Origin of the sequence: Ciceribacter sp. L1K22, from assembly GCF_017599385.1 — a bacterium.
GTDB lineage: Bacteria > Pseudomonadota > Alphaproteobacteria > Rhizobiales > Rhizobiaceae > Allorhizobium.
Genome location: NZ_JAGFPK010000001.1, coordinates 2,178,035 through 2,196,788 on the forward strand (window position 1 = coordinate 2,178,035; position 18,754 = coordinate 2,196,788).

The following is an 18,754-nucleotide window of genomic DNA, read 5'->3' on the forward strand; positions in this document are numbered from 1 at the left end:
ACCGCTTAGTTGCAATTTCGCCACATTGCGTTGCTCAAAAGTCACGAATCCACCATGGACCGCGCGTTGATGGTGGAGCGTCGGGACCGAGCCGCGCCTGTCCCCCGATTTGTCAAGCGCGGCCGTCCGGCCGGACGGGTGGCTGACTGACCTTGCCACCCGCAATGGGCGACGAGAGGGGATGAATGAAGAAGCCGAATATGCTGAGGAAAGCTGATGGTGAACCGGTGTCCGCCCCGCAGGATCGCCGTGCGTCCTTCGCCATGCCCGGCTTGCTTCTCGCCGGCGGCGCGCTGACCTGCGCTATCCTTACGCTCCCGATCCTTCTGGGACTGACACCGGTCGAACCGACGTCGCAGGTTCTGATCGCCTCCGCGGTCGTCAACTCGCTGTTCGTCGTCGGACTGATGGTGCTGATCGGGCGGGAGGTGAGCAGGCTGGTGCGTGCTCGCACCCACGGACGAGCCGCCGCCCGGCTGCACGTCCGCATCGTGGCGCTGTTCTCGATCGTCGCCATTACCCCCGCGATTCTCGTCGCTATCTTCGCGTCGATTACGCTCAATGTCGGTCTCGATCGCTGGTTCTCGATCAGGACGCAGTCGATCGTCAGCTCGTCGATGAATGTCGCCCAGGCCTACATGCTGGAGAATGCCAGCTATCTGCAGGGCCAGACGATTTCCATGGCGAACGACCTGGAGCGCAATCGCGCGCTGTTCTTCCTCGATCGCACCGGTTTCGTAGAGCTTTTGACGCGGCAGGCGCGGGGGCGTGGCATGCTGGGTGCGTTTCTGGTGCGTCAGGATGGTTCGGTCATGACCCAGGCCGAGATCGACACCGAAAAGCCGCTTCCCGCCATCCCCCAGGATGCGCTCAACAGCGCCGTGGCGGGACAGCCGACCCTCATCCCGCCTGGGGTCACCAACCTCGTCGGCGCGATCATCAAGCTCGAGGCGATTTCAGGCGCCTACCTTTATACGATCCGGGCGGTCGATCCGAAGGTGATGTCGGCCATGCGGCTGATGGAAGACAACATCGCCGAATACAAGGCGATGGAGGCCGGGCGGGCGTCGCTGCAGATCGCATTCGCCGTTCTCTATGTCGGCTTCGCGCTCGTTGTGCTTCTCGCAGCGATCTGGACGGCAATCGCCGTGGCGGACCGAATCGTACGGCCGATCCGCACCCTTATCGGAGCCGCCGACAACGTTGCCTCGGGCAATCTCGACGTCGTGGTGCCGGTACGTGCCATCGATGGCGACGTCGGCAGCCTGTCGCGCACCTTCAACAAGATGATCTCGCAGATCAGGACGCAGCGGAACGAAATCCTCGAGGCCAAGGACGAGGTGGACGACCGACGTCGCTTCATCGAGGCCGTGTTGTCGGGCGTCACCGCCGCCGTCATCGGCGTCGAGGACGATCACGTGATCACCATCGCCAATCCGACCGCGGAGTATTTCCTGGGGCTTTCAGCCGATCAACTTGTCGGACGCAAGCTCGGCGACGTCGTGCCGGAGGTCGAGCAGGTGCTGCAGGAGGCGGCGGGGCGCCACCGGACCGACTACCGCCGCCAGATCAACATCATCAGGGGCGGCACCGAGCGCACGCTCAACGTCCAGGTCACCCGCGAGGAAACACGCGGCAGTGCCGACAGCTACGTGATCACGCTCGACGACATTACCGACCTTGTGATCGCCCAGCGCTCGACTGCCTGGGCGGATGTGGCCCGCCGCATCGCCCACGAGATCAAGAACCCGCTGACCCCGATCCAGCTCTCCGCCGAGCGCCTGAAGCGCCGTTATGGACGGCAGATCGCCGACGACGACCGCGCTGTCTTCGACCAGTGCACCGACACCATCGTCCGGCAGGTGGAGGATATCGGGCGCATGGTTGACGAATTTTCGGCTTTCGCGCGCATGCCGAAGCCGACGAAGCAGAAGTCCGACCTGCGCGACATCGTAAAGGATGCCGTCTTCCTGCGCGAAATGGCGAGCACCGGCGTCACCTTCGACCGCGATCTGGGCGATGCCCCGCTGATGGGCATGTTCGACGCCCGAATGCTCGGCCAGGCCTTTGCCAACCTGATCAAGAACGCGGTGGAGGCGATCGAGGCTGCGGCGACCGATCGCCCGGGCATGGTCGGCCAGATCCTCGTGCGGTCGCGTTTTGAGCCGTCGCTCGACCGGTTCGTGATCGACGTGATCGACAATGGCAAAGGGCTGCCGGTCGAGAACCGGCACCGCATTTTGGAACCGTATATGACGATGCGCGAGAAGGGCACCGGGCTCGGTCTTGCGATCGTGAAAAAGATTATCGAGGAGCATGGTGGTCAGCTCGAACTGCATGACGCACCGGCCGATTTTGACAATGGACGAGGCGCGATGATCCGCGTCCTGCTTCCCCGCATGGAAGCAGGTGCGGTCTCCGCCGAGCAGGACAAGGAAGTAGTTCATGGCCTCTGACATTCTGGTGGTCGACGACGAGGAAGACATCCGCGAGATCGTGTCGGGGATCCTCAGTGACGAGGGGCATGAGACCCGCACCGCGCATGACGCCGACAGCGCGCTTGCCGCGATTTCCGATCGCGCGCCGCGGCTCATCTTTCTCGACATCTGGATGCAGGGCAGCCGTCTCGACGGACTGTCGCTGCTCGACGAGATCAAGGCCCGTCATCCCGACCTTCCGGTCGTGATGATTTCCGGCCATGGCAACATCGAAACAGCCGTCTCTGCCATCAAGCGGGGCGCCTTCGACTTTATCGAGAAGCCGTTCAAGGCTGACAGGCTCGTGCTGATCGCCGAGCGGGCGCTGGAGAATTCCAAGCTGAAGCGTGAGGTCTCCGAGCTCAAGCGCCGCACGGGAGATGCCAGCGAACTGATCGGTACCTCGGTGGCCGTCTCCCAATTGCGCCAGACAATCGAGAAAGTGGCGCCGACCAACAGCCGGATCATGATCGTCGGCCCGTCCGGTTCCGGCAAGGAACTGGTGGCGCGAATGATCCACAAGCGGTCCTCCCGCTCCGGTGGTCCATTCGTGACGCTGAACGCCGCCGCTATCACGCCGGAGCGCATGGAGATCGCGCTCTTCGGCACAGAGGGCGGTCCCGGCCAACCGCGCCGTATCGGCGCGCTGGAAGAGGCCCATCGCGGCATCCTCTATCTCGACGAGATCGGCGAAATGCCCCGCGAGACGCAGAACAAGATCCTGCGGGTTCTCGTCGACCAGCAGTTCGAGCGGGTCGGCGGCTCGAAGCGGGTAAAGGTGGATGTCCGCATCTTTTCGTCCAGCGCCTACAATCTGGAATCGATGATCGCCGAAGGCCGCTTCCGTGAGGACCTGTTCCACCGTCTGGCGGTCGTGCCGGTCAAGGTGCCGGCGCTTGCCGAGCGGCGCGAGGACATTCCTTTCCTGGTCGACATGTTCATGCGCCAGATCTGCGAACAGGCGGGCATACGCCAGCGCAAGATCGGTGACGATGCCATGGCCGTGCTTCAGGCCAACGACTGGCCGGGGAACATTCGCCAGTTGCGCAACAATATCGAGCGTCTTCTCATCCTGGCGAAGAACGACAGCCCCGAGCAGGCAATCACCGCCGACATGCTGCCGACCGATCTGTCCGACATGCTTCCCAAGGTATCGGCGAAGAACGACACGCACATCATGACGCTGCCGCTGCGCGAGGCGCGCGAAATGTTCGAGCGCGACTATCTGGTGGCGCAGATCAACCGTTTTGGCGGCAATATTTCCCGAACCGCCGAATTCGTCGGCATGGAGCGCTCCGCTCTCCATCGCAAACTGAAATCGCTTGGCGTATAAGACGCACGACGAAGCGGGCCGCGAAGGCGGCCCGATTCTCCTAAAAAACGGCGGTGAAAGACAACAATGAAGGTGATTATCTGCGGCGCGGGTCAGGTGGGCTACGGCATCGCCGAGCGTCTGTCCCAGGAAGACAACGACGTCTCGGTCATCGACACGTCCGCCTCGCTGATCGCCAGAATTACCGAAACGCTCGATGTCCGCGGCTATGTCGGCCATGGCGCCCATCCGGATGTGCTGGCGAAGGCCGGCGCGGACCAGGCCGACATGCTGATCGCCGTCACGCTCTACGACGAGATCAACATCGTTGCCTGCGAGGTGGCGCACGCGCTCTTCAACGTTCCGACTAAGATCGCCCGCATCCGCGCGCAGAACTATCTCCTGCCGGAGTATTCCGACCTCTTCAGTCGCGATCATATGCCGATCGATGTGGCGATTTCGCCGGAGGTCGAGGTTGGCAAGATGGTGCTGCGCCGCATTTCCTTCCCCGGTGCCACCGACGTGGTGCGATTCGCCGAGGAAAACATCGCGATGGTGGCGATCGAGTGCATGGAGGACTGCCCGGTCCTTAATACGCCGCTACACCAGTTGAGCCAGCTTTTCCCGGACCTGATGGCGACGGTGACCGGCATATACCGCAATGGCCGCCTGTCCGTTGCCCATTCGAATGACCAGTTGCTGGTTGGCGATCTCGCCTATGTCATCTGCCAGAAGGACCATGCGCGCCGCACGCTCGGCCTGTTCGGCCACGAGGAGCAGGAGGCAGCTCGGATCGTGATCGCCGGAGGCGGCAATATCGGCTATTTCGTCTGCCGCGCCATCGAGCAGATGCAGCCGAAGACGCGGATCAAGATCATCGAAAACGACCGGGCCCGCGCGGTCGCGATCTCCGAGCAGTTGCGCAACGCCATCGTGCTGCACGGCTCGGCTCTCGACCAGAACATTCTGCAGCAGGCCGACATCCAGGACGCCGAACTGATGGTGACCCTGACGAACAGCGACCAGACCAACATTCTGGCCGCCGCCATGGCCAAACGTCTCGGCTGCCAGTCGACCATGGCGCTTCTCAACGATCCTTCGATGCAGGAATTGACGACCGCCGTCGGCATCGACGCACACATCAATCCGCGCGCCGTGACCATTTCGCGCGTCCTCCAGCATGTCCGCAAGGGTCGCATCCTTTCTGTTTATGCCGTCCAGAAGGGCGCAGCGGAGGTGATCGAGGCGGAAGCGCTCGAAACCTCGCCACTGGTCGGCATTCCCTTCCGTGACCTTCACCTACCAGCGGGTGTCCGCATCGGCGCCGTGTACCGCGACAAGAAGGTCCTGCGGCCGGATGGCGACCTGAAGATCAAGGCGAAGGACCGCGTGGTGCTGTTCGCCACCGCCGCCGCCGTCAAGGACGTCGAGCAGATGTTCCGCGTTTCCATCCAGTTCTTCTGAGAGACCCATGCCGCGCATAGCCTATGTTAACGGCCGTTACGTGCCCCACACCGAAGCCCGGGTCCACATCGAGGATCGCGGCTATCAGTTCGCCGATGGCGTCTACGAAGTGTGCGAGGTGCGCCACGGTCTGATCGTCGACCTGACCCGCCATCTCGACCGGCTGGACCGGTCGCTGTCGGAATTGAGAATTGCGGCGCCGATGAGTCGCAAGGCGCTGACCGGCGTGATCCGCGAGGTCGTGCGGCGCAATCATGTCCGCAACGGCCTGTTCTACCTCCAGGTGACGCGCGGCGTGGCGCGGCGCGATCATGTGTTTCCGTCAGCCTCTGTGAAACCGGCTCTGGTGGTGACAGCGAAGAGCACGGACCCGAAAGGCATTGCTGCGAAGAACGAGAAGGGCATCAAGGCGATCACGGTCCCCGACAACCGCTGGGACCGAGTCGACATCAAGTCCGTCGGCCTGCTTCCCAATGCGCTCGCCCGGCAACAGGCAAAGGAGGAGGGCGCCCAGGAAGCGATCTTCATTGATGTCGACGGCATGGTGACGGAGGGTGCGGCGACCAATGTCTGGATCATAGACCGCGACGGTTTCCTCGTCACGCGTCCCGCCGATCACGGCATCCTCAAGGGCATCACCCGCACGACGCTCATGGATGTGGCGGAAAAACTTGGCGTCGAGATCCGTGAGCGGCGGTTCTCCCGCGCGGAAATGCTGGCCGCAAGGGAGGTGTTCATCACCGCCGCCACGAGTATTTGCTTTCCCGTCGTGGAGATCGACGGGCAGGTGATCGGCAACGGCCATCCCGGCGAAACGGCCGAGCGCATCCGCGGTCACTTTTTCGAGATTGCGGAAAAGATCGCGATTTGATACCAAACCTTGCCGGGAGGGGGCTCGGGGGCGAACCCTATCCAGCTTAGCAAGCTCAAGAATCATAAGATCCGGCACAATGCCGGCAAAGAAGAAAGAATCGGCGCCATGGCGGAACGTTCTCAGAATTTGCAGGATTTGTTTCTCAATACCGTCCGCAAGCAGAAGATCTCCCTGACAATCTTCCTGATCAACGGTGTGAAACTGACAGGAGTCGTCACGTCTTTTGACAATTTCTGCGTGCTTCTGCGGCGCGACGGTCACTCGCAGCTGGTCTACAAGCACGCGATTTCGACGATCATGCCCGGCCAGCCGATGCAGATGTTCGAGACCGAGGAAGCCTCGGCTCAGTAAGGGTTGATCCGATCAACACCAGGGATACCAACAACGACTCGATCATCCCGGAGCTGGAAAAGCGCCGCGATGACATGCGGGCACTGGTTGTCGTTCCGGTCCTGAAGCAGCAGGCGAAGGTGCTTGCGGCGCAGGCGGCGGAAGCCTCGCACGCGCCGCGCAGCAATGAAGCCCGGCTCGAGGAAGCGATCGGGCTTGCCCGCGCCATCGACCTCGAAATTGTCGACGGCTTGATCGTGACCGTGTCGCAGCCGCGCCCGGCAACCCTGATGGGAACGGGCAAGATCGCGGAAATCCGCGAAGGCCTCGACGCGCACAATGCCGGCCTCGTCATCGTCGACCATCCGCTGACGCCCGGCCAGCAGCGCAATCTCGAGAAGGAATGGAACGCCAAGGTCATCGACCGGACGGGCCTGATCCTCGAAATCTTCGGCCGCCGCGCCTCCACCAAGGAAGGCACGCTGCAGGTCGAGCTCGCGCATCTGAACTACCAGAAGGGCCGTCTGGTTCGCTCCTGGACCCACCTCGAACGCCAGCGCGGCGGTGCGGGCTTCATGGGTGGCCCCGGTGAAACCCAGATCGAGGCCGACCGCCGGCTGCTGCAGGACCGCATCGTGCGCCTGGAGCGTGAACTGGAACAGGTGGTGCGCACCCGCCAGTTGCATCGGGCCAAGCGCCGCAAGGTGCCGCACCCGATCGTGGCGCTCGTCGGCTACACCAATGCCGGCAAGTCCACTCTGTTCAACCGGATCACCGGGGCAGGGGTGCTGGCCGAGGATATGCTGTTCGCCACGCTCGACCCGACGCTGCGCCGCATGAAGCTGCCGCATGGCCGGACCGTGATCCTGTCGGATACCGTCGGCTTCATTTCCGACCTGCCGACCCATCTCGTCGCCGCCTTCCGCGCCACGCTTGAAGAGGTGCTGGAAGCGGACCTGATCCTGCACGTGCGCGACATGTCCGACCCGGACAACGGCGCGCAATCCGCCGACGTCCTGCGCATTCTCGACGATCTAGGGATCGACGAGAAGGAGCGCGCCGAGCGCATCATCGAGGTCTGGAACAAGATCGACCGACTGGAGCCCGAGGCGCACGACGCGCTCACCCAGCGCGCCGCCGGCCGCGAGGACATTATGACCGTCTCGGCCGTCACCGGCGAAGGCATGGATCGGCTGCTTAACGTGATTTCGGAGCGATTGTCCGGCGTCCTGACGGAGACCACGGTCGTCATTCCGGCCGACAAACACGCGGTCATTTCCTGGGCCTACGAGAATGCCGTCGTCGATGGCCGCGAGGACCACGAGGATGGCTCGGTGGGCCTGGAGGTGCGCCTCACCGAGCGCCAGGCCGCCGAACTGGAGCGCAAGCTCGGGCTCGGAAAGAAGCCGAAAAAGGAAGATTGGGAGCGCTGAGTGCTCCCAGTATCTTAGAACATCTGTGATCTATTGATCTACGTCAAATTGCCGTGACTGTCTCCGTGTCAACTTATGTTGACACTTTAGGGAGGTGGTCATGCGCGTCGTCTTTATCCATCCGAACTATCACTCCGGCGGCGCCGAGATTGCTGGCAACTGGCCGCCGGCCTGGGTCGCCTATCTCGGCGGGGCGCTGAAATCAGCTGGCTTCAGCGACATCCATTTTATCGATGCCATGACGAACGACATGACAGAGGAGCGCCTGCGCGAGGAATTGCGTCGCCTGCAGCCCGACATCATCGGCTGCACCGCGATTACCCCGTCGATCTATATGGCCGAGCGCTGCCTGGAGATCGCCAAGGAGGTCTGCCCGGACGCGCTGCGCGTTCTGGGCGGTGTTCATGCCACCTTCATGTACCAGCAGGTGCTGTCAGAGGCGCCTTACATCGATGTTATCGTACGCGGCGAAGGCGAGGAGATCATCGTCGACCTGGTCCGCGCTGTTGCCACGGGCGACTGGAAGGAGGCGAGGGCATCGATCAAGGGGCTCGCCTACACCGCCGACGACGGCAAGATCGTCGCCACCCCGGCCGCACCGACGGTCAAGAACTTCGATGCCATCGATCCGGACTGGACGCTGCTCGAATGGGAGAAATACATCTACGTGCCGCTCGGCGTCAGGGTCGCGATCCCCAACATGGCGCGCGGCTGCCCCTTTACCTGCTCCTTCTGCTCGCAGTGGAAGTTCTGGCGCGACTATCGCATCAGAGACCCGAAGAAGGTGGTCGACGAGATCGAGAAACTGGTCAACGACCACAAGGTCGGCTTCTTCATCCTGGCCGACGAGGAACCGACCATCAACCGCAAGAAGTTCATCGCCTTCTGCGAGGAGCTGATCGCCCGCGGCCTGCCGGACAAGGTCAAATGGGGCATCAACACCCGCGTCACCGACATTATCAGGGATGAGGAATATCTGGCGCTCTACCGCAAGGCCGGCCTTGTGCATGTCTCGCTCGGCACGGAAGCGGCCGCCCAGTTGAAGCTCGACCGCTTCAACAAGGAGACCAAGGTCGAGCAGAACAAGAAGGCTATCCGCCTCCTGCGCGAAGCCGACATCTTCACGGAGGCACAGTTCATTGTCGGTCTCGAAAACGAGACGGCGGAGACGCTGGAGGAAACCTATCGCATGGCGCGCGACTGGAACCCGGATCTCGCCAACTGGGCCATGTACACGCCCTGGCCCTTCTCGCCGCTGTTCCAGGAACTGGGCGACAAGGTCGAGATCTTCGATTTCTCGAAATATAATTTCGTCACACCGATCATGAAGCCGGATGCCATGGATCGCGGCGAACTGCTCGACCGGGTCATGAACAACTACCGCCGGTTCTACATGATCAAGGCGCTATTCCACTATCCCTGGCGCGGCAAGGGTTTCCGCCGCCGATATCTGCTCGGCTGCCTCAAGGCCTTCCTGAAGGCCGGCTTCGAACGCAAGTTCTACGACCTTGGCAAGCACAATTACTGGGGTCCGCAATCGAAGGAGAAGGTCGACTTCGGTTTCGACATGACACGCAAGATCGCTCCGGCGCAAATGGCGGATTGGCAGGCAGCTTCCGATCGGGCGAGCCAGATGCGCGCCCGCAAGGCTGGCGAGGCGGAGCAGGGGAAAGCCCCTATGCTTGCCTGCGGCGGCGGACCGGAGGCGCATGATGCGCTCGTCTGAGCCGGCGGTGACGGAGGTGCACGGCATCACCGCTTCCGTCCGTGGCGACGCAGGAACGATATCCGGCGCCACGCCGGTCGCCCGGATCGGTCCCAACGCGGTGATCCAGACCGGTCATGCGCTGGCAGCCCTCTACGGTCGGGACGTCGCCCGGCTGATCTACGAGAGCGCCGGATTGGCGCATCATCTCGATCATCCGCCGCAGGCCATGATCGACGAACGCGAACCGGTGCGCCTGTTCGCCGCGATCCGCAAGGCCCTGCCGGTGGAGGAGGCGGACCGGGTGCTTGCCGAGGCCGGTCATCGCACGGCGCACTATATCCTCGAAAACCGCATCCCGCTTAATGCCAGGCGTCTTTTGCCGCACCTGCCGCCTGCCGTCTCGGCGCGCCTTCTCGCCTTCGCCATCAAGCGCCACGCCTGGACCTTCGCCGGCAGCGGCCGTTTCTCCGCGAGCGTGTCCGGCTGGACGCGTCCTGTGGTCACGCTGACGATCCGCGACAACCCGTTGGCCACGCCCGGCTGCCCCTGGCATAGCACAGTGTTCGAGCGGCTGTTTGCCACCCTTGCCGGCGGTGTTTCGACCGTCCGCCATCCGCACTGCCGTGGGAAAGGCGAGGGGCGGTGCGTGACGGAACTGGTGATCGGCGCAGGCGGTTGATCGGTTCTGTCCGCGCCGTCACGTCGACAACAGTCGCTCCCGAGGCTAACTTCGCGTCGCTCAACGATGGGAGGAGCGACATGGACGAGACGCGGCAGAAAATCGACGACTTCTTCGACAAGGCGGAGCTGTGGCCAGCGGAGCTTGCGGCGCTGCGGGCGATCCTGCTCGGCTGCGGCCTCATCGAGGTGTGGAAATGGAGTTCCCCGGTCTACACCGTCGATGGCGGCAATGTCGCGATCCTCTGGGGCTTCAAGGACAATGCCACGCTCGGCTTCTTCAAGGGTGTTCTCCTTAAGGATGAGCAGAACCTGCTGGTGGCGCCCGGCGAAAACTCCCGCTCGTCGCGCATCTTCAAATTCACCGACATCGACCAGATCCGGGCGATGGACGACACCATTCGCGCCTATGTGACCGAGGCCATGGAACTGGAAAAAGCCGGCGCTAAGGTCGATTTGCCGAAGGACGACATTGCCTATCCGGAAGAACTGCTGGCCAAGCTGGAGGAAGACCCTGTAATGCACGAGGCCTTCGAGGCGCTCACCCCCGGCCGCAAACGCGGCTACGCTCTCTACTTCGCCCAGCCGAAACAGTCGGCGACGCGGGTCGGGCGGATCGAGAAGATGCGGGAGAAGATTTTGGCGGGGAAGGGGTATCAGGAGCGGTGATGCGAGTGCCGGCTCATGCCTCGAATTTCAGCCGCATCTCCCTCGCCATCTCGAACCCGACGGAACGGTAGACCGGTTCGCCGGCATCGGAGGCATGGAGGATGACCAACGTGCATCCGGCGCGTCGCAAATGCTCGACGGCTGTCTTCACCAATGCCTTCGCGATACCCCGGCCCCGGAATGCATCGTCGACGAAGACCGACCAGATGTAGCCCGGCAGTCGCTTTTCCGAACGGATCACGGCTGGAAAAACGGGAAAGCCGACATAGCATGACAACGATCCGGCGGCATTTCCATCTACGTCGGCGATGAAGGATGTCAGCGCGGTCTGCGTGCGGCCGTTTTCCAGGAACTCGGCGATCGCCTCCCGTACATCCGGCCTGAAGTCTTCGGCAGGCGTCTCGTAGCTTTCCCAGATTTTGATGTGGTGGTCGATGATGAGCAGGTCATCCGCCGGCGTGGCGATCCGGATATCCATCGTCAGCCTCGCATGCCCGAAGTCGCCTTCGCCGCCTGCCACAACGCTTCCATCCGCTCCAGGCTCGCTCCCTCCAGCGTCTCACCTGATGCTTGAAGACCCTTCTCTATGTGGCTGAATCGTCTCCTGAACTTTGTGTTCGTCCCCCGCAGCGCCTGTTCCGGTTCGGCCTTCACATGCCGGCCGATATTGACCAGTGCGAAGATCAGGTCGCCGAGTTCGTCCTTGACCTTGTCAGGTCGCCCCTCGGCCAGCGCCTCGCGCAATTCGCCGATCTCCTCCTCGATCTTGTCGAGAATGGGCGCGGGTTCGGACCAGTCGAAGCCGACCTTGGCGGCGCGCTCCTGCAGTTTCAGCGCCTCCGTGAGCGCCGGGAAGGAGCGCTGGACGGAGCCGAGATGGCCGGCCTTGAAATCCTCGACCGGAGCGCCGGTCGCGTCCGCCCGCGCGGCGCGGCGGGCGGCGCGTTCGACTTTTTCCTGCTGCTTGATCGCGTCCCATTGCAGCTTCACGGCCTCCGGCGTGTCGGCCTCGGAGCGGGCGAAGACGTGCGGATGGCGACGGATCATCTTCTTCGTGATTGCCTCGACCACGTCGCCGAAGGAAAACAGTCCCTGTTCCTCCGCCATCCGGGCGTGGAACACCACCTGCAGCAGCAGGTCGCCAAGCTCGTCGCAGAGGTCGTCCGGATCCTTGCGCTCGATTGCGTCGGCCACCTCGTAGGCCTCCTCGATCGTGTAGGGCACGATGGTCTCGAAGGTCTGGACCACGTCCCAGGGGCAACCGGTCTCGGGGTCGCGCAGCGCCGCCATGATCTCGATCAGGCGCGCGATGTCCTTCGATGCTTCCATCGTGAAACTCCAATAGCAGGATCGTTTCGCCGGCCGCAGCCGACTCAGTTGAGCGGAATGTCGTTTTCGCCCTTGCCGGACTGGTAGCGCTCCGAAAGGGTCGCGTAAACGTCCTTGATGCGGGCCGTCTGGTCGACGAGGCGCTGACGCAGCGGTTCGTCTTCCGCCGCCACGAGGTCGGCGATCGCGAAGGAGTGCCAGAAGGCGTTCTGCTTGCGATAGCCGCCGGGCTCCAGTCCGAACACTTCCTTCAGGATCTTCAGGTCGTGCGGAATGGCGAAGGCGTCGCGGCTGTCCTCGTGGCTGAAGAAATAGTAGAAATTGTCGAAGCCCGCCCAGGTGATCGCCGACATGCACATGGTGCAGGGTTCGTGGGTCGAGAGGAAGATCAGGTCCTTCGTCGCCGGCTTCTCGCCGAGTTCGTAGAAGCGCTTCAGCGTATGGACTTCGCCGTGCCAGAGCGGGTTTTCGAGCTCGTTGTTGGTTTCGGCGATCACCACCGACAGGTCTGATTTCCGCAGGATCGCGGCGCCAAACACCTTGTTGCCAGCCGAGACACCCTTGTCGGTCAACGGCAATATGTCATGCTCCATCACGTCGAGCAGGCGGGCGGCGGGAACGGGCTGGTGCAAAGGAATGTCTCTTCTTGGAAAATCAGGTCAGTGTTCCGGACGTTATCGGGCCTTCCCGTCGATGTAAATTGGTGCGATGCGGTCGATTTTACCCGCGAAAGGCCGCTCTCTAGCAAAGAAATGTCCGACGCGGACATGACCCGGATTTCCGTTTCTTCATATTTAGGACGTTAGAAGGGATAGTTGGGCCTCATCCTAGGGGATTCTGTATGTCCGCGACCGAAAACCGACTTGGCGTCTTTCCGGCCTTCTTCCGCGTTGCGGACGAAGCCGTCGCCGTGTTCGGAAACGGCGACGAGGCTTTCGCCAAGGCACGCCTGCTCGGCAACACCAAGGCGCGCGTGATCGCCTACGCGGACGCGCCCGAAGCAGATTACGCTGCCTATCTTGTCGACAAGCGCATCGAGCAGGTCCGGGCCGCGTTCGATCCGGCGCAGGTCGAGGACAAGACGCTCGTGTTCGCTGCCACCGGCGATGGCGCGCTCGACCGGGCGATCGTCGATGCTGCGCGCGCCGCCAAAATCCCGGCCAATGCCGTCGACCAGCCGGACTGCTGCGATTTCTATACACCGGCGCTCGTCAACCGCGCGCCGATCGCCGTTGCCATCGGCTCGGAAGGGGCGGGACCCGTGCTCGCGCAGATGATCCGCGCCGATGTCGATCGCCTGCTGCCGAAGTCGCTCGGCAAACTGGCGCTTCTCGCCAATTCCTACCGCTCCGCCGTCGACAGCCTCCTGCCGCGCGGTGTCGTTCGGCGGCTGTTCTGGCGCTCCTTCTTCAAGGGCGACGTCGCCGACGCTGTCGAGAATGGCGATGTCAGCACCGCTCGCCGGCATGCGACGCGTCTCCTCAAGGCAACGCGGGCGAGCGGCAATGTCGGTCGCGTGTTCCTCGTCGGCGCCGGCCCGGGTGCCGAAGACCTGCTGACGCTGCGCGCCCACCGCCTGCTGATGGAAGCCGACGTCATCCTGTTCGATGCACTGGTGCCACAAGCAGTGGTCGACATGGGCCGCCGCGACGCCGAACGCATCTCCGTCGGCAAGCGCAAGGGCTGTCATTCGAAGTCCCAGGAAGAGATCAACGATCTGCTCGTCGAACTCGCCCGCGAAGGCAAACGCGTCGTGCGCCTCAAGGCGGGTGATCCGCTGGTCTTCGGCCGCGCCGGCGAGGAGATGGCAGCGCTGCGAAATGCCGGTATTCCCTATGAGGTGGTGCCCGGCATCACGTCGGCGCTTGCGGCGGCTGCCGATTTCGAGCTGCCGTTGACGCTTCGCGGCGTGGCCTCGACGCTCGTCTTCACGACAGGCCACGATCTTCACGGCGACGTTCTGCCCGACTGGGCGCGGCTTGCCCTTTCCGGCGCAACCGTCGCCGTTTATATGGGCCGCTCTGTTGCCGCTTCGGTGGCCGGCAAGCTCATGGGTGCCGGCCTGCCGGAGGATACGACGGTCGCCGTCGTCGAGAATGCCGGCCGCGCCGACAGGCGCCTGCTGCATGGCACGCTCGCCGAACTGCCCCGGCTCGAGCATGTCGACAGCCTGACGGGCCCGGTCATGGTGATCATCGGCGACGCCGTTGCGGGCGCCAGTTTCGAACGTTCAGTGGCGCTCGGCGGCATCGTCGCCGGCGCCCGGCAGAATTTTGCGAGGATTTGACGATGGCAGACAAGGTATTGACCGCCAACCGGCTGACCGACGGCATCGCCGTCTGGCTCGACGCCGCCGGCCAGTGGAACGAGAACCTGCAGAACGCTTTCGTCGCCCGCCATGCCGAGGCCGTTTCCGCGCTGGAAGAAACCGGCAAAAAGGCTTTTGCCGACAATCTCGTTGTCGACGTCAACGTCATCGAGATCAAGGAGCGCGACGGCCAGCTCTGGCCGCTGCGTCTGCGCGAACGCATCCGGGCCGGTGGCCCGACCATCCCATACGCCAAGGACCACGGCTTCGCCGATCCGGCCTTCGTCGCCGCCTGAGGACAGCATGTACCGTTACGATGAATTCGACCACGCCTTCGTCAACGCCCGGGTCGCGCAGTTTCGCGACCAGGTGGGCCGCCGCCTGTCCGGCGAGTTGACCGAGGATGCCTTCAAGCCGCTGCGCCTGATGAACGGCGTCTACCTGCAGCTGCACGCCTACATGCTGCGCGTCGCCATTCCTTATGGCACGCTGAATTCGCGCCAGATGCGCACGCTGGCGCATATCGCCCGCAAGTACGATCGGGGCTATGGTCACTTCACCACCCGGCAGAACATCCAGTACAACTGGCCGAGCCTCTCGGATACGCCCGATATCCTGATGGATCTCGCAAGCGTCGAGATGCACGCGATCCAGACTTCGGGCAACTGCATCCGCAATGTCACCGCCGACCATTTCGCCGGCGCCGCCGCCGACGAGGTCGCCGACCCCCGGCCGTACGCCGAAATCCTGCGGCAGTGGTCGAGCGTGCATCCGGAATTTTCCTTCCTGCCGCGCAAGTTCAAGATCGCCGTGACAGGCGCTCCGGCCGACCGCGCCGCGATCCAGGTTCATGACATCGGCCTGCACCTGAAGAAGGACGAAGCGGGACGCCTTGGCTTTGCCGTCTATGTCGGCGGTGGCCAGGGTCGCACGCCGATGGTGGCGAAGAAGATTCGGGACTTCCTCCCCGAAGAGGACCTTCTGTCCTACGTGACCGCGATCGTGCGCGTCTATAATCTGCACGGCCGCCGCGACAACAAGTACAAGGCCCGCATCAAGATCCTCGTACACGAAACCGGCACCGAGGAACTGACGCGCCAGGTTGAGGCCGAGTTCGCCGAGTTGCGCGATGGCGAGCTGAAGTTGCCCGACGCCGACATCCGGGCGATCGAAACCTATTTCGCGCCGCCGGCTCTGCCGGAACGCCCTGAGGGTTGGGCCGATCTGACCAAGGAGCGCAAGTCTGACGCCGGCTTCGACGCCTGGGTGGCGCGCAATGTGGGTGCCCACAAGCATCCGGACTATGCCACCGTGACGATCTCGCTGAAACCGATCGGCGGCATTCCGGGAGACGCAACAGACGTTCAGATGGATCGCGTTGCCGATCTCGCCGAGCGCTATGCCTTCGACGAAATCCGCGTCAGCCACGAGCAGAACCTGATCCTGCCGCACGTCGCCCGCGCCGACCTGAAGGCGCTCTACGATGCGCTGCTCGAAGAAGAACTGGCGACCGCCAATGCCGGCCTGATCACCGATATGATCGCCTGTCCGGGCCTCGATTATTGCGCGCTTGCGAACGCCCGCTCCATTCCCGTCGCCCAGGAGCTGTCGATCCGCTTCGGATCGGCTGCGCGTCAGGCGGAGATCGGTGATCTCAAGATCAAGATTTCCGGCTGCATCAATGCCTGCGGCCATCACCATGTGGGCCATATCGGCCTTCTCGGGGTCGAGAAAAAGGGCGGCGAGCTCTACCAGATCACCCTCGGCGGCTCCGGCGACGAAAACACCTCGATCGGCGAAATCATCGGTCGCGGCTTCGAGCCGGAAAAGGTACCGGACGCGGTCGAGACGATCGTCGACACCTATATCGGCCTGCGCCTGTCGCCCGCCGAAACCTTCATCGAGGCCTACCGCCGCGTCGGCCCGCAACCCTTCAAGACCGCGCTCTACGGCAGCGCCGCCGAAGCCGCCTGAGGAGCGACCCATGACGCGTATCTGGAAAACAGACGGTTTCGTCGCGGCCGATCCCTGGGTGGTCGAAACCGATGAGCGCAAGGCAGGCGAGGGCGAGCGCGCCGTTCTGCCGATGAAGGAGTTCCTGGTGAAGGCCGAGGAAAGCAACGAAGGCGGCTTCGGCGTGCTGATCGCACCGGCCGATGACGTGAAGACGCTTCAGCCCTATCTCGACCGCATCGACCTCGTTGCCGTTGCGTTTCCAGCGTTCAACGATGGCCGCGCCTTCAGCCATGCCTCGCTGCTGCGCGACCGCCTCGGCTTTTCCGGTGAAGTTCGGGCCGTGGGCGACGTGCTGATCGACCAGATCCCTCTGATGCTGCGAACCGGCATTTCGTCGTTTGCCGTCACCAACGCGACGGCGCTGAAACGGCTGGAAGAGGGCAGGTTGCCCGGCATCGATCAGCACTATCAGCCTGCTGCGACGGAGAACTGTCCGGCCGGCGGCTATAGCTGGCGCCGGCGGGCCTGAGAGAAATATTAAAAAGAAACTATGTATTCTGTCGTGCATTGACGGAGGTCAATGATTGGAGGCATGTGCTGCGGCACAACAGTCCCGGATGTCCGGCTTGGCCTCGTTGCGCCGCCGGGCGGGACCTGCTCCCGGTGCGCCCCCCGCGGCGCCAGACGGATCGATTAGGATAGGACCAGATAGCGCATGAATGCCCCAGCCAAGACAGACAATGCGGAACTGATTGTTCCGGACGGTGTCTACGCCGAAACCGTTCTCAGCGTCACCCATTACACCGATCGCCTGTTCCGTTTCAGGATGACGCGCCCGGCGGGCTTCCGCTTCCGCTCGGGCGAGTTCGCCATGATTGGATTGATGGTCGACGGCAAGCCGATCTACCGCGCCTATTCGGTCGCCAGCCCGTCGTGGGACGAGGAATTGGAATTCTTCTCGATCAAGGTGCCGGACGGACCGCTGACCCAGCATCTGCAGAAGATCCAGCCGGGCGACAAGGTCTTGATGCGAAAGAAGCCGACGGGCACGCTGGTGCTCGACGCGCTGACGCCGGGCAACCGTCTCTATATGTTCTCGACGGGCACGGGTATCGCTCCGTTCGCGAGCCTGATCCGGGATCCGGAAACCTACGAAAAGTTCGAGGAAGTGATCCTCACGCACACCTGCCGCGACGTCGCTGAGCTGAAATACGGCTTCGACCTCGTGGACGAGATCAGGAACCACGAGTTTCTGGCCGAGGTCGTCGGCGACAAGCTGAAGCACTATGCGACGGTGACTCGTGAGGACTATCCCTTCAAGGGCCGCATCACCGACTTGATCGAAAACGGCAAGCTGTTTTCTGATTTGGGCGTCCCGCCGCTCGATCCGGCCGTTGACCGTGGCATGATCTGCGGATCGGCCGCCATGCTGAAGGACACCAAGGCGCTCTTGGAAAAGGCGGGGCTTACTGAGGGCGCCAACAACAAACCGGCCGAGTTCGTGATCGAGCGCGCCTTCGTCGGTTGACGTTTGACCTGCCGCAAAACGCAGCTTTCACGCCCGGCCTCGCGCCGGGCGTTGTCGTTCACGCGTCCCGCAGCGCTCCGATCAGCCGCCGCATCGCCGTTTCGGCCTCGACGGCGTTGCCTTTCTGGATCGCGCGAATGACCGCGACATGCAGCAGGACCGAGCGATCCATCTTCTCCGGCGTGGCGCCCGCATACCAGAGACGGCGCGAGTGGGTCTGGAGCGGCGATAGCGCCGAGATCAGGAAGGGATTGGGGCAGGCGGCCTCCAGGATCTCGTCGAACCGCTTGTCAGCCGCGAGGAAAGCCTCGTAGCTTCCGGCCGTTGCCGCCGACGTCATGGCTCTGGCGCACTCGACCAGCGCCGCGCGTTGTTCGTCGTTTGCGTTTTCGGCAACGAGCGACGCGGCCATCGGTTCCAGGAGATGCCTTACCGCCAGGATCTTTCCGTGGTCGGCCGGGCAGATCGCCGAGATCCGTAGCCCAACGCGGGGACGCACCTCTATCAGGCCCTGCCAGGCGAGTTTCTGTATCGCCTCTCGCACCGGCGTTCGCCCGTGTCCAGAAAGGTCGATCAGTTCCCGCTCGGTGACGAGAGTCCCCGGCGCGAGCCGATGAGTCACGATGCGTTCTTCGATATCGAGATAGGCGCGGTGGCTTTGCGAACCTAGAGTGAGTGTCATCAAGCC

The 18,754-nt window shown here is 63.1% G+C and carries 18 protein-coding genes; 14 read left to right on the top strand and 4 right to left on the bottom strand.

Annotated elements, in window-relative coordinates; genetic code table 11:
• The first annotated feature begins 185 nt into the window (after window positions 1–185).
• From J5J09_RS10900 to J5J09_RS10940, 9 genes are all read left to right on the top strand, one after another.
• Window positions 186–2,456, top strand: a complete 2,271-nt coding sequence (locus tag J5J09_RS10900) for a PAS domain-containing sensor histidine kinase (RefSeq protein WP_208550184.1) — start codon at window positions 186–188, stop codon at window positions 2,454–2,456.
• Window positions 2,446–3,810, top strand: coding sequence for a sigma-54 dependent transcriptional regulator (locus J5J09_RS10905; RefSeq protein WP_208550185.1), 1,365 nt, complete (start codon window positions 2,446–2,448; stop codon window positions 3,808–3,810). Before J5J09_RS10900 ends, J5J09_RS10905 begins: the two co-directional genes overlap by 11 nt.
• A gap of 66 nt (window positions 3,811–3,876) precedes the next feature.
• Window positions 3,877–5,253: a Trk system potassium transporter TrkA gene (trkA, locus tag J5J09_RS10910; protein WP_208550189.1), complete on the top strand. Its 1,377-nt coding sequence runs from the start codon at window positions 3,877–3,879 to the stop codon at window positions 5,251–5,253.
• 7 nt (window positions 5,254–5,260) lie between these two features.
• Window positions 5,261–6,124, top strand: a complete 864-nt coding sequence (locus J5J09_RS10915) for a D-amino-acid transaminase (RefSeq protein ID WP_208550192.1) — start codon at window positions 5,261–5,263, stop codon at window positions 6,122–6,124.
• 108 nt (window positions 6,125–6,232) lie between these two features.
• Window positions 6,233–6,478, top strand: coding sequence for an RNA chaperone Hfq (gene hfq, locus J5J09_RS10920; RefSeq protein WP_208550199.1), 246 nt, complete (start codon window positions 6,233–6,235; stop codon window positions 6,476–6,478).
• A gap of 74 nt (window positions 6,479–6,552) precedes the next feature.
• Window positions 6,553–7,890, top strand: coding sequence for a GTPase HflX (gene hflX / locus J5J09_RS10925; protein WP_208550204.1), 1,338 nt, complete (start codon window positions 6,553–6,555; stop codon window positions 7,888–7,890).
• 100 nt (window positions 7,891–7,990) lie between these two features.
• On the top strand, window positions 7,991–9,616 hold the full coding sequence (gene bchE / locus J5J09_RS10930) for a magnesium-protoporphyrin IX monomethyl ester anaerobic oxidative cyclase (protein ID WP_208550205.1): 1,626 nt from the start codon (window positions 7,991–7,993) through the stop codon (window positions 9,614–9,616).
• Window positions 9,603–10,277: a bacteriochlorophyll 4-vinyl reductase gene (gene bchJ, locus J5J09_RS10935; RefSeq protein ID WP_208550208.1), complete on the top strand. Its 675-nt coding sequence runs from the start codon at window positions 9,603–9,605 to the stop codon at window positions 10,275–10,277. Before bchE ends, bchJ begins: the two co-directional genes overlap by 14 nt.
• An 80-nt stretch (window positions 10,278–10,357) precedes the next feature.
• Entirely contained in the window at window positions 10,358–10,945 is a 588-nt protein-coding gene (locus J5J09_RS10940; RefSeq protein ID WP_208550210.1) for a YdeI/OmpD-associated family protein, read from the top strand.
• A 13-nt stretch (window positions 10,946–10,958) separates the two neighbouring features.
• Here the strand turns inward: J5J09_RS10940 and J5J09_RS10945 are convergent, their stop codons facing one another.
• Genes J5J09_RS10945 through J5J09_RS10955 form a run of 3 tightly spaced genes read right to left on the bottom strand, consistent with a single transcriptional unit; the run spans window position 10,959 to window position 12,867 of the window.
• The gene (locus J5J09_RS10945) at window positions 10,959–11,423 is read right to left on the bottom strand and encodes a GNAT family N-acetyltransferase (protein WP_208550211.1); all 465 of its coding nucleotides are present in this window, start codon (window positions 11,421–11,423) and stop codon (window positions 10,959–10,961) included.
• 2 nt (window positions 11,424–11,425) lie between these two features.
• A complete protein-coding gene (gene mazG / locus J5J09_RS10950) occupies window positions 11,426–12,274 on the bottom strand; it encodes a nucleoside triphosphate pyrophosphohydrolase (RefSeq protein ID WP_208550217.1) in 849 nt (282 codons plus the stop codon).
• A 44-nt stretch (window positions 12,275–12,318) separates the two neighbouring features.
• Window positions 12,319–12,867, bottom strand: coding sequence for a nucleoside deaminase (locus tag J5J09_RS10955; protein WP_208553545.1), 549 nt, complete (start codon window positions 12,865–12,867; stop codon window positions 12,319–12,321).
• A gap of 248 nt (window positions 12,868–13,115) precedes the next feature.
• Between J5J09_RS10955 and cysG the strand changes: the two genes are divergently transcribed.
• The 5 genes from cysG to J5J09_RS10980 all read left to right on the top strand — a co-directional run bounded on the left by cysG (window position 13,116) and on the right by J5J09_RS10980 (window position 18,066).
• Window positions 13,116–14,561 carry a siroheme synthase CysG gene (gene cysG, locus J5J09_RS10960; protein WP_208550218.1) on the top strand — a complete coding sequence of 482 codons (1,446 nt, stop codon included), beginning with the start codon at window positions 13,116–13,118 and terminating at the stop codon, window positions 14,559–14,561.
• 2 nt (window positions 14,562–14,563) lie between these two features.
• Window positions 14,564–14,878: a DUF2849 domain-containing protein gene (locus J5J09_RS10965; RefSeq protein ID WP_208550219.1), complete on the top strand. Its 315-nt coding sequence runs from the start codon at window positions 14,564–14,566 to the stop codon at window positions 14,876–14,878.
• A 7-nt stretch (window positions 14,879–14,885) separates the two neighbouring features.
• Complete coding sequence (locus J5J09_RS10970; protein ID WP_208550222.1) at window positions 14,886–16,556, top strand: nitrite/sulfite reductase; 1,671 nt, start codon at window positions 14,886–14,888, stop codon at window positions 16,554–16,556.
• Between the two features lie 10 nt (window positions 16,557–16,566).
• A complete protein-coding gene (locus J5J09_RS10975; protein ID WP_208550223.1) occupies window positions 16,567–17,067 on the top strand; it encodes a DUF934 domain-containing protein in 501 nt (166 codons plus the stop codon).
• A 186-nt stretch (window positions 17,068–17,253) separates the two neighbouring features.
• Window positions 17,254–18,066 carry a ferredoxin--NADP reductase gene (locus J5J09_RS10980; protein ID WP_208550224.1) on the top strand — a complete coding sequence of 271 codons (813 nt, stop codon included), beginning with the start codon at window positions 17,254–17,256 and terminating at the stop codon, window positions 18,064–18,066.
• Window positions 18,067–18,124: 58 nt separating this feature from the next.
• Here J5J09_RS10980 and J5J09_RS10985 read toward each other — a convergent pair whose 3' ends face one another.
• Window positions 18,125–18,748, bottom strand: coding sequence for a GntR family transcriptional regulator (locus J5J09_RS10985; protein ID WP_208550228.1), 624 nt, complete (start codon window positions 18,746–18,748; stop codon window positions 18,125–18,127).
• Window positions 18,749–18,754 lie beyond the last annotated feature (6 nt).

What these genes read in the sequence shown, in the direction of transcription:
- J5J09_RS10955 (WP_208553545.1), bottom strand. Translation starts at nt 12,867, where the DNA reads ATGGAGCATGACATATTGCCGTTGACCGACAAGGGTGTCTCGGCTGGC.
- J5J09_RS10940 (WP_208550210.1), top strand. Translation starts at nt 10,358, where the DNA reads ATGGACGAGACGCGGCAGAAAATCGACGACTTCTTCGACAAGGCGGAG.
- J5J09_RS10985 (WP_208550228.1), bottom strand. Translation starts at nt 18,748, where the DNA reads ATGACACTCACTCTAGGTTCGCAAAGCCACCGCGCCTATCTCGATATC.
- J5J09_RS10900 (WP_208550184.1), top strand. Translation starts at nt 186, where the DNA reads ATGAAGAAGCCGAATATGCTGAGGAAAGCTGATGGTGAACCGGTGTCC.
- J5J09_RS10980 (WP_208550224.1), top strand. Translation starts at nt 17,254, where the DNA reads ATGAATGCCCCAGCCAAGACAGACAATGCGGAACTGATTGTTCCGGAC.
- J5J09_RS10970 (WP_208550222.1), top strand. Translation starts at nt 14,886, where the DNA reads ATGTACCGTTACGATGAATTCGACCACGCCTTCGTCAACGCCCGGGTC.
- hflX (WP_208550204.1), top strand. Translation starts at nt 6,553, where the DNA reads ATGCGGGCACTGGTTGTCGTTCCGGTCCTGAAGCAGCAGGCGAAGGTG.
- J5J09_RS10945 (WP_208550211.1), bottom strand. Translation starts at nt 11,423, where the DNA reads ATGGATATCCGGATCGCCACGCCGGCGGATGACCTGCTCATCATCGAC.
- bchE (WP_208550205.1), top strand. Translation starts at nt 7,991, where the DNA reads ATGCGCGTCGTCTTTATCCATCCGAACTATCACTCCGGCGGCGCCGAG.
- bchJ (WP_208550208.1), top strand. Translation starts at nt 9,603, where the DNA reads ATGCGCTCGTCTGAGCCGGCGGTGACGGAGGTGCACGGCATCACCGCT.
- mazG (WP_208550217.1), bottom strand. Translation starts at nt 12,274, where the DNA reads ATGGAAGCATCGAAGGACATCGCGCGCCTGATCGAGATCATGGCGGCG.
- J5J09_RS10975 (WP_208550223.1), top strand. Translation starts at nt 16,567, where the DNA reads ATGACGCGTATCTGGAAAACAGACGGTTTCGTCGCGGCCGATCCCTGG.
- trkA (WP_208550189.1), top strand. Translation starts at nt 3,877, where the DNA reads ATGAAGGTGATTATCTGCGGCGCGGGTCAGGTGGGCTACGGCATCGCC.
- hfq (WP_208550199.1), top strand. Translation starts at nt 6,233, where the DNA reads ATGGCGGAACGTTCTCAGAATTTGCAGGATTTGTTTCTCAATACCGTC.
- J5J09_RS10905 (WP_208550185.1), top strand. Translation starts at nt 2,446, where the DNA reads ATGGCCTCTGACATTCTGGTGGTCGACGACGAGGAAGACATCCGCGAG.
- J5J09_RS10965 (WP_208550219.1), top strand. Translation starts at nt 14,564, where the DNA reads ATGGCAGACAAGGTATTGACCGCCAACCGGCTGACCGACGGCATCGCC.
- cysG (WP_208550218.1), top strand. Translation starts at nt 13,116, where the DNA reads ATGTCCGCGACCGAAAACCGACTTGGCGTCTTTCCGGCCTTCTTCCGC.
- J5J09_RS10915 (WP_208550192.1), top strand. Translation starts at nt 5,261, where the DNA reads ATGCCGCGCATAGCCTATGTTAACGGCCGTTACGTGCCCCACACCGAA.